Consider the following 9,945-nt stretch of genomic DNA (forward strand, 5'->3'; position numbering starts at 1 on the left):
CCGGCGCGTTCTCGCTTTCAGAACGAAAACGGAAACGGATTTCATGACGCGCACCAAGAACTGGCTTCTGGTCGGCACCATCCTCCCCGCCATCGCCCTGTCGCAGGCGGGGGGAATGGTCGCCGCAGCCGCCCCCGACCGCTTCCCTGAGTTCGCACAGGCTCAGCCCCCGGCCGACGACCAGCCGGGCCAGCCGCGCCGCGAGCGTGCGCCGGGCGTGCCGCGGGCCCCGGGCGGCCCTGCCGCTCCCAGGGCGGAAGGCCCCGCCGCGCCGCGCGGGTCTGGCGCGCCGCCGGCGGCGATCCAGCGGCCGAGCGCCCCGCAGGCGCCCACCGCCGCACCGCCGGCCGCACCCCGTGCCCCGGCACCGGCAGAGCCGCCGCCGCCGCGTGCCGCGCCCGAACCGCGCCGAGACCCGCCGATGCCGCGCCCGGTCCCCTCGATCACCGCGCCGCAGCCCGCCGCCCGTCCGCTTCCGCCGGTCGATGGCGCGCCGTCCGTCCGTCCGATACCGCCGCGTCCGCCCGCCGCTGCCCCCGAGCGCCAGCCCCCCGCGGAGCGCTTGGCTCCGACGCAGCGTCCGGCGCCGCCGGCTGCGGCTCCCACCGACCGCCGGCCCCCGGCTGCAATGCCTGCAACCCCGCCGGCGCCCAAGCCCGCACCGCAGAACCGCGCCGCCCCCTACCCGGCAGCGCCGGCACCCGCCATCGCGCCCACGGCTCCGACCCCGCCGGTCGTGCCGCTGCCCCGCACGGCGCCGGTCGCCCCGGCCCAGCCTCCGGCGGCTGCGCCCCAGGCCGCGCCACCTCCCACCGCTGCGCCGCCCGCAATCGCTCCGGCTCCGGCTCCAGCGCCTTCGACCCCTCCGGCTCCGGCTCCGCAGGCTGCTCCCGCCGCCCCGCCGGCGCCTCCGACCGCGCCACCTCCCGCGCGGCGTGACGGCCAGACCCAGGCCACCCCGCCGGCCGCGCCCGGCGTGCCGGGGCAGCCGGTCGATCCGCGCCAGGGCCGCCGCGGCGGCATCGGGCTTGGCGGCGCGGCCGCAATCGGGCTGGGCGCCGGCGTCCTCGGCGGCATCATGGCAACGCAAGGCGCCGAGCGGCTCGACGATGTCCGGGGTCGCCGCGAGGAGCGGCGGGAGGGTGATGTCACCATCATCCGCGAACCCGGCCGCACGATCATCCGTGACGACGACCGCACGATCATCCGCCGCGACGAGACGCAGCGCTTCCGCGACCTCGGGCTGGAGGCTCGCACCGAGCGCCGCGGTGACGAGAACCGCACCGTCTTCGAGCGCGCCGACGGCACGCGGATCGTCACCATCACCGATGAGGAGGGTCGCCTGATCCGGCGCGCCCGGCTCGATCGCGAGGGCAGGGAGGTCGTCATCATCGACAACACCCGCCGCGACCGGCCGCGCGATCGCTTCTCCGACGAGATCGTCGTGCTGGAGCGCCCGGCGCTGCGGATTCCGCGCGAGCGCTACATCGTCGATGCCGATCAGGCCGATGAAAACCTGATCTACGATACGATCGTCGCCCCGCCGCTCGGGCCGATTCCGCGCCGCTACACCCTCGACGAGGTCCGCTACTCGCCGGATCTGCGGGCGCAGATGCGCAGCGTCGATATCGACACGGTGACCTTCGCGACCGGGTCCTGGGACGTGGCGCCCGGCCAGGCGCAGCGGCTGTCGGTCATCGCCGACTCGATCCGCCGCGCGCTTCAGGCCTCTCCCAACGAGGTCTTCCTCGTCGAGGGGCACACCGACGCCGTCGGCTCGGACATCGACAATCTCTCGCTGTCGGACCGGCGCGCCCAGTCGGTCGCCGAGATCCTGACGAAGGATTTCGGCGTCCCGCCGGAGAACCTGACGACGCAGGGCTATGGCGAACAGTATCTCAAGGTCGCCACGCCGGAGGCCGAGCGCCTGAACCGCCGCGTCACGCTGCGGCGGATCACGCCGCTTCTGGCAGGGCAGGGCGGCTGACCGGGCCAGCCCTCACGCGCGATACGGAGGTCCGCCGCGAGGCGGCCTTCCTGAAGGGCACACCCCGCTTTCACGGCATCGCGTTCACGAAGGCTCAACGTCCCGCGCCTATCACCGGAGCAAGGGAGGATCCCCCATGAGTGACTCCATGGCCATCGCGCAGACCTTTGCCGCGACGCAGGCGACCGCCACGCAGCAGGCGCTGCAGACCATCATGCTGAGCCAGCAGGCTCAGGCTGATCAGAGCGTCGTCGCCCTGCTCCAGCAGAGCGCCGAGCAGATGCAGGCGGTTCTTCCCGCAGGACAGGGCCAGTCCGTCGACATCACCGCCTGAGCCGGTTGCGCATCGCCGCCCACCCGCCTAACCTCGATCCCGTTCCGAGGGGTGCCCGCAAGGGCTGAGACGGCTTCTCAAGCCGAACCCATCGAACCTGATCCGGGTCATACCGGCGGAGGGACTGGAACGCGGCGCATGCCCGCATTGCGACCGCATCACAGCGCTTGAACCGCTTTCGACGCCGGATCTCCTGACCTCAAAGGCGGAGATCCAAAATGCCTTCCCAGCCAACCAAAACCTTCGGCGCTCCGACCGGCGTCACCACCGGGCCGATCACCGGCTCGCGCAAGATCTATGTGCCGGCGCCACAGGATGATGCGATCCGCGTGCCCTTTCGCGAGGTGCAACTGAGCACCGATGCCGAGCCTCCGGTGCGCCTCTACGATCCCTCCGGCCCCTACACCGAGACCGACGTCGCCATCGATCTCAATGCGGGCCTGCCGCAGATCAGGCGCGCCTGGCTCGACCGGCGCGGCTTCGAGGCCATTGCGGGACGCGCCGTCACACCCGCCGACAACGGCCATGCCGCTCCCGCCCAGAGCGTGCCGTCCTGCCCGGCGCAGCGCCCGGTCCTGAGGGCGAAGCCCGGCCGGATGGCGACGCAATACGAGTTCGCGAAGGCCGGCATCGTCACCCCCGAGATGATCTATGTCGCCCACCGCGAAAATCTCGGCCGCGCCGCGATGCTGGAGGGCGCCTGCGAGCGCCATGCCGATGGCGAGAGCTTCGGCGCGAGCCTCCCCGACTTCGTCACGCCCGAATTCGTGCGTGAGGAGATCGCGCGCGGGCGGGCGATCATCCCCGCCAACATCAACCATCCCGAGCTGGAGCCGATGGCGATCGGCCGCAACTTCCTGGTCAAGATCAACGCCAATATCGGCAATTCGGCTGTGACCTCGGGCGCGGCCGAGGAGGTCGAGAAGCTGGTCTGGGCGATCAGGTGGGGCGCCGACACAGTGATGGACCTGTCGACCGGCCGCAACATCCACGCCATCCGCTCCTGGATCCTGCGCAATGCGCCGGTCCCGATCGGCACGGTGCCGATCTACCAGGCGCTGGAGAAGGTCGGCGGCGACCCGGTCAAGCTCGATTGGGAGGTCTTCAAGGACACGCTGATCGAGCAGGCCGAGCAGGGCGTCGACTACTTCACCATCCATGCCGGCGTGCGGCTGGCTTACGTGCCGCTGACGGCCAGCCGCGTCACGGGCATCGTCTCGCGCGGCGGCTCGATCATGGCGCGCTGGTGCCTGGCGCATCATCGCGAGAGCTTCCTCTACGAGCGTTTCGACGAGATCTGCGAGATCATGCGCGCCTATGACGTCTCGTTCTCGCTCGGCGACGGCTTACGTCCGGGCTCGATCGCCGACGCCAATGACCGCGCCCAGTTCGCCGAGTTGGAGACCCTTGGGGAACTCACCACCATCGCGTGGGAAAAAGGCTGCCAGGTGATGATCGAGGGCCCCGGTCATGTGCCGATGCACAAGATCAAGGAGAACATGGAGAAGCAGCTGCGCGAATGCGGGGAAGCCCCCTTCTACACGCTGGGACCGCTGACGACCGACATCGCGCCGGGCTATGACCATATCACCTCGGGGATCGGGGCGGCGATGATCGGCTGGTATGGCTGCGCCATGCTCTGCTACGTCACCCCCAAGGAGCATCTCGGCCTGCCCGACCGCGACGACGTCAAGACCGGCGTCATCACCTACAAGATCGCCGCGCACGCCGCCGATCTCGCCAAGGGCCATCCGGCGGCCAGGCTCCGGGACGACGCGCTCTCCCGCGCCCGCTTCGATTTCCGCTGGGAGGATCAGTTCAATCTGGGGCTCGATCCCGATACGGCGCGTGCCTATCACGACGAGACGCTGCCGAAGGACGCCCACAAGGTCGCGCATTTCTGCTCGATGTGCGGGCCGAAATTCTGCTCGATGAAGATCACGCAGGATCTGCGTGCCGAGGTTCTGGCGATGGACGATACGCAGCGTGCGGCGCTCGACCGGGCGGCGGGCATGGCCGGCAAGGCGCGGGAATTCCGCGACCGCGGTGCCAGCCTCTATCTGCCGGCGGAGTAGGACCCACGGTCCCCAAGCCGGCCGCCTGAGGGAAGGGGGTGCTCGCCGCCCCCTTCCGGAACGGCTGCGAATCCCGCACAATCGAAGGCGATGCGGCTCTCCCTCTTCAAGCGCAAGCCCGATCCGGAGCAGATCGAGGTCTCCCATGCCGGGGTTCTGTATCCCGTGCAGATCAAGCGGCGGGCGAGCGCGCGGCGGATGACGCTGCGCGTCTCGCAGGCCAGCGGCGAGATCACGCTGACCCTGCCGGAGCGGGCCGATTTCGCGGCGGGCCGGCTCTTCGCGGACAATCATGGCGGCTGGATCGCGGCCCGCCTCGCCAAGCGCCCTCAGCTCATTCCCTTCGAGCCGGGCCAGACGATCCCTGTCCGCGGCACGCCCCACCGCATCGTCCATTGGAGCAAGGCGCGCGGGCTGACCCGCGCCACGACCGACCAGGACGGCGCGCCGATCCTCGCGGTCGCCGGCGAGAGCGCCCATGTGCCGCGCCGGATCAAGGATTTCCTGCGCCGTGCCGCGCTGGAGGATCTCGAGGCGGCGGTCGCCCGCCACACCGCCGCGCTCGGGATCCCCGCCCGCCGGATCACCATCCGCGACACGACCAGTCGCTGGGGCTCCTGCTCCTCGCAGGGGCACCTCAATTTCTCCTGGCGGCTCATCCTGGCCCCGCCGCTGGTGCTGGACTACCTCGCCGCCCATGAGGTCGCCCATCTCAAGGAGATGAACCACTCGCACCGCTTCTGGGCGCTGACCCACAAGCTCTGCCCGCGCACGGAGGAGGCCGAGGCCTGGCTCAAGCGCCATGGCGCGGGGCTGCATGCCTATGGGTGAACTCGACAGCCCTTGGCGCGAAGCCTAGAGGAATGCGCCTTAATCCTCGGGCAAACCCGTCATCCTGGACAAGCGGCGAAGCCGCGCAGATCCGGGATTCATCATAGGGTCGTGACGGCGCCCCATGATGGATCCCGGCACTCCGCTTCGCTTCGGCCAGGATGACGAGGTGGTTTCGAGCCAGGACGAGCCGTGACCCGCATGACACTCCGCCCCGACACGCTGGCGATGACCGCCGTTCTCGCCATGCTGACGGCGCTGGGCCCGCTCTCGACCGACTTCTACCTGCCCTCGCTGCCCGACATCGTCCGCGTCATGGAGACCGACGTCGCCGGGGCGCAGGCGACGCTCTCGGCCTTCCTGTTCGGCTTCGCGGGCGGGCAGATTCTCTGGGGGCCGCTCTCCGACCGGCTCGGCCGCCGCCCGGTCCTGCTGACGGGGCTCGCCCTGTTCACGCTCGCGACTCTGGCCTGCGCGCTGGCGCCCTCGATCGAGGCGCTGACGGTGGCCCGCGCCGTCCAGGCGCTCGGTGCGTCGGGACCGATCGTGCTCGGCCGCGCCATGGTGCGCGATCTCTATGAAGGGCCGCGGGCCGGCCGCGAACTCGCCCGCATGGGCATGATCATGGGGCTGGTGCCGGCGGTCGCGCCCGTGCTGGGCGGCGTGCTCCAGCAGGCCTTCGGCTGGCGCTCGACCTTTGTCGCCTCGCTCGCCTTCGCGGCTGTTCTCGCCGCGGTGGTCGGCTTCCTCCTGCCGGAGACCCTGCGGACCCGCTCGCGCGAGCCCCTGTCGCTGCTCGCCATCATCCGCGGCTTCGGCACGCTGCTGCAGAACCGCGCCTATCGCGTCTATGTCGCGCTGACGGCGCTGGCCTATGGCGGGCTCTTCGCCTTCATCTCGGGCTCGTCCTTCGTGCTGATCGGCATCCACGGCCTGACGCCGGCGCAATACGGCCTGTCCTTCGGCTTCGGCGTGCTCGGCTTCATCCTCGGCACCATCCTGGCCCAGCGCCTGGTCGGGCGCCGCGGCATGGACGGCGTCATCGCGCTCGGCGTCGTCTGCCTGGCCGCCGGCGGGCTCGCCATGCTGCTCTGCGTGCTCACCGGCTTCGCCGGACCCTTCGGCGTCATCGTGCCGATGGCGCTCTATGCCTGCGGCGTCGGGCTGACCATGCCGCAGGCCCAGGCCTCGGCGATGATGCCCTTTCCGGACCGGGCGGGCGCCGCCTCCTCCTTCACCGGGCTCTGCCAGATGCTGTTTTCGGCCTGCGTCGGGCTGCTCGTCGGCCACGCGCTGAAGAGCGGCGCGCTGCCGCTGCCGCTGGTGATGTCGGCGATCGGCGTCGCCGCGCTGGTGCTGTTCAGGGCGAGTGCGGCGATCCGCGCCGCCAAGGCCTGACGGCTCAGCCGCCGAAGAGCCGCTCCAGGAAGTTCTTCTCCCGCGGCGCCGGCGGCACCCAGGCGCGGTCGCTGTCGGTGGTCTGCGTAGTGGGCGCACGCGTGCTGGCGACCGGCGCCCCGCCGTCGAAGATCGAGCGCGGCGTGCCCTGCCAGAGGCCACCGGGCAATGGGGTCGGCTGCAGCCCGGCATGGGCCGCCTTCATGTATTTGCCCCAGATCTCGGCGGGAAGCCCGCTGCCGGCGACGCGCTTCATCGCGCTGTTGTCGTCATTGCCGAGCCAGACCGAGGTTACGAGCCTCGCCGTGTAGCCGACGAACCAGGCGTCGCGGAAATCCTGCGTGGTGCCGGACTTGCCGCCCACCTCCCAGCCGGGGATGTTGGCCTTGGCGCCTGTGCCGCTGACCATCACCTGATGCAGCATGGCGTTCATCATCGACAGGGTCTGGGGCTGGATCACCGGGCCGAAGCTCGTCGCCGCCCGCGCATAGATCACCTTGCCGGCGGAGGACTTCACCTCCCGGATGACATAGGGCAGCACGCTCTGGCCGCCATTGGCGAAGGTCGCATAGGCCGCCGTCAGCTCGACCGGCGTTACCTCCGAGGTGCCAAGCGCCAGCGAGAGATTGGGCTGCATCGCCGAATTGATGCCGAGGCGCTGGGCGGTCCGGATGACCTCGCGCGGCGTCACCTCGTTGATCAGCCGCGCGGCGATCGTGTTCAGCGAATGCGCCAGCGCGGTCTGGAGCGTGACCGGGCCGCGATAGCTGCGCGAATAGTTCTCCGGCTCCCAGCCCTTGAAGGAGACCGGGCTGTCGTCGCGGATCGTGTCGGGCGTCAGGCCCTTTTCCAGCGCCGCGAGATAGACGAAGGGCTTGAAGGCCGAGCCCGGCTGGCGCTTGGCCGCGGTGGCGCGATTGAACTGGCTCTTGGTGTAGTCGCGCCCGCCGATCAGGGCGCGGATGCCGCCGTCGCTCGCCATCGAGACGACGGCGCCCTGGCTCACGCCCTGCTTGGCGCCCTGCGCCGCCAGCGCCTCGACCAGGATCGTCTCGGCCGAGGCCTGCAGCTTGGTGTCGATCGTCGTCAGCACGGTGACATCGCCCTCGACCGCGCCGATGAAGTCGTCGAGCACGTCCATCACATAGTCGGCGGCATAGTTCACCGAGCCCGCGCCGATGCGCTCGGCGGCTTCAGCCGGGGCGACGAGGGCCGTCTTGGCGGCGTTCTGCGAGATCAGCCCCTGGTCGGCCATCGCGGCGATGACGAGCTGGGCGCGCTTCTCGGCGGCTTCCGGGTTGCGGTTGGGGGCCAGACGCGAGGGCGCCTGCACGAGGCCCGCCAGCATCGCGGCCTCCGCGATCGTCACCGAACGCGCCGATTTGTTGAAATAGCGCTGCGCCGCGGCCTCGACGCCATAGGCGCCCGAGCCGAAATAGACGCGGTTGAGGTAGAGTTCGAGGATCTGGTCCTTGCTGTAGGTCCGCTCCAGCCAGAGCGCCAGGATCGCCTCCTGGATCTTGCGCGCGGCCGTGCGCTCCTGCGTCAGGAACAGGTTCTTGGCGAGCTGCTGGGTCAGCGTCGAGCCGCCCTGCACCCCGCCGGCGCGGCGCAGATTGTTGACCAGAGCGCGGCCAAGACCGATCGGGTCGATGCCGAAATGATCGTAGAAGCGCCGGTCCTCGATCGCCACGAAAGCCTTGGGCAGATAGGGCGGCACCTCGCCGATGGTGATGGTGCGCCCGCCGGTCTCGCCGCGATTGGCCAGCAGCGAGCCGTCTGCGGCCAGGATCGCGATGTTGGGCGGCCGCTTCGGCACGGTGAGCTGGTTGATCGGCGGCAGCTGCGCCGCGTGATAGGCGACGAGCCCGCCCAGCCCGATCGCGCACCAGAGTCCGAGCACCAGCGTCCAGTAGAACAGTCCACCGAGGAAGGAGCGGCCGCGGCGTCCGCGCCGCCGGCCGCCACCGCCGCCGCTGCGCTTGTCGCGTCGCGGCGGCTGGCGCGCCTCGTGGCGCGGCGGGGCGCGGTGGCCGCGGGAGGGGCGATCGTCGTCGGAGAGGCGCATGTCGAAATCGTCGCGGCTTTCGCCCCGTCCTGTCCCGAAGGAGGGCTCGCGCCGCTCGGCCCGTTTCGTCCGGTCGTTCATCCTGCCCTGTCACGCCGAAGGCCGCCGGAGGTCACGGCCGGCCGGATGCCCACACAAGAGTTAAACATGGCGCTTTTAAGGGGTGGTTAAGCCTGCAGAGCCTTCCAGTCAGGGTTTGCGTCGCGGGAACGTGAAGATATTGCGCGGATGCAAGACCCACCTGGCGACCGCGGCGCCTTGCGGACCCTGCGACAATCCGTCATCACCGCTCGAAAAATCGACGGGAATGGAAATGCCCGGGCAATCCACCGAGCTGCGGACGGCCCGTCCCACCTGAGATCCCGTACTGGAAAGAGAAACCCATGCCTTCCCTCGATTCCGTCAAGCGCTTCGACCCCTACTTCCTTGCATTGCTGCGGATATTCACCGCGCTCAGCTTCATCTCCCACGGCACGCAGAAGCTCCTCGCCTTCCCGGCTGCGCCCTCCTGGGGCATGCCGGCCGCCTTCTCGCTGCCCTGGATCGCGGGCGTGCTGGAGATCGTCGGCGGCGCGCTGGTTCTCGTCGGCTTCCTCACCCGTCCGGCCGCCTTCGTGCTGTCGGGCCTGATGGCCGTGGCCTACTGGATGGCCCATGGCTCGAAGGGCTTCTATCCGATCCTGAACGGCGGCGAGGCTGCCATGCTGTTCTGCTTCATCTTCCTCTACCTCTTCGCCGCCGGCCCGGGCGCCTTCAGCGTCGACGGCCTGCGTCGCCGCGCCTGACAGGCCGAGCGGGGCATGGCCCCATGAGAAAGGCCCGCCATCCGGAAGGATGGCGGGCCTTTTGTCTTTGCAGTGGAACGCAGATCAGACCGCGCCGGCGATCCAGCGCGAGAGGTCGCTCTTGGGCGCGGCGCCGACCTTCTGGGAGGCCAGCTTGCCGTCCTTGAACAGCATCAGGGTCGGGATCGAGCGGATGCCGAACTGGGCGGGGATCGCCTGGTTCTCGTCGACATTCATCTTCACGATCTTGACCTTGCCGTCCATTTCGCCGGCGATCTCCTCGAGTGCCGGGCCGATCATGCGGCAGGGGCCGCACCACTCGGCCCAGAAATCGACGACGACCGGCTCGGTCGACTTGAGGACGTCCGCCTCGAAGCTCGCATCGGTGACTTTGCTCGTAGCCATGGGCGTTTCGCCTTTTCAGAGAGGGGTGGCGGGAGCGCCGCCTTCGTTGGGCAAGCTAGGAA

General features: G+C 70.1%; 8 protein-coding genes and 1 riboswitch. Of the genes, 6 read left to right on the forward strand and 2 right to left on the reverse strand.

Translation table 11 applies throughout. The annotated features are described in order from the left end of the window. The first annotated feature begins 43 nt into the window (after positions 1–43). From BSY19_RS28550 to BSY19_RS06850, 5 genes are all read left to right on the forward strand, one after another. Positions 44–1,987 (forward strand): OmpA family protein, encoded by a 1,944-nt coding sequence (locus BSY19_RS28550; RefSeq protein WP_083247442.1) that lies wholly within the window; start codon positions 44–46, stop codon positions 1,985–1,987. A 136-nt stretch (positions 1,988–2,123) separates the two neighbouring features. Then, positions 2,124–2,321 carry a hypothetical protein gene (locus BSY19_RS06835; RefSeq protein ID WP_069053495.1) on the forward strand — a complete coding sequence of 66 codons (198 nt, stop codon included), beginning with the start codon at positions 2,124–2,126 and terminating at the stop codon, positions 2,319–2,321. 37 nt (positions 2,322–2,358) lie between these two features. Further along, positions 2,359–2,463, forward strand: a riboswitch (TPP riboswitch). A 76-nt stretch (positions 2,464–2,539) separates the two neighbouring features. Next, on the forward strand, positions 2,540–4,396 hold the full coding sequence (gene thiC / locus BSY19_RS06840) for a phosphomethylpyrimidine synthase ThiC (RefSeq protein ID WP_069053496.1): 1,857 nt from the start codon (positions 2,540–2,542) through the stop codon (positions 4,394–4,396). A gap of 90 nt (positions 4,397–4,486) precedes the next feature. Then, positions 4,487–5,227, forward strand: coding sequence for a M48 family metallopeptidase (locus tag BSY19_RS06845; RefSeq protein WP_069053497.1), 741 nt, complete (start codon positions 4,487–4,489; stop codon positions 5,225–5,227). 201 nt (positions 5,228–5,428) lie between these two features. Further along, positions 5,429–6,625, forward strand: a complete 1,197-nt coding sequence (locus tag BSY19_RS06850; protein WP_069053498.1) for a multidrug effflux MFS transporter — start codon at positions 5,429–5,431, stop codon at positions 6,623–6,625. A 4-nt stretch (positions 6,626–6,629) separates the two neighbouring features. Here BSY19_RS06850 and BSY19_RS06855 read toward each other — a convergent pair whose 3' ends face one another. Then, entirely contained in the window at positions 6,630–8,774 is a 2,145-nt protein-coding gene (locus BSY19_RS06855; RefSeq protein ID WP_069053499.1) for a transglycosylase domain-containing protein, read from the reverse strand. A gap of 302 nt (positions 8,775–9,076) precedes the next feature. Between BSY19_RS06855 and BSY19_RS06860 the strand changes: the two genes are divergently transcribed. Continuing rightward, positions 9,077–9,478 carry a DoxX family protein gene (locus tag BSY19_RS06860; RefSeq protein ID WP_069053500.1) on the forward strand — a complete coding sequence of 134 codons (402 nt, stop codon included), beginning with the start codon at positions 9,077–9,079 and terminating at the stop codon, positions 9,476–9,478. 84 nt (positions 9,479–9,562) lie between these two features. Here BSY19_RS06860 and trxA read toward each other — a convergent pair whose 3' ends face one another. Continuing rightward, positions 9,563–9,883, reverse strand: a complete 321-nt coding sequence (gene trxA / locus BSY19_RS06865; protein ID WP_069053501.1) for a thioredoxin — start codon at positions 9,881–9,883, stop codon at positions 9,563–9,565. Positions 9,884–9,945: the final 62 nt, after the last annotated feature.

It is taken from the genome of Bosea sp. RAC05 (genome assembly GCF_001713455.1).
Lineage (GTDB): Bacteria > Pseudomonadota > Alphaproteobacteria > Rhizobiales > Beijerinckiaceae > Allobosea.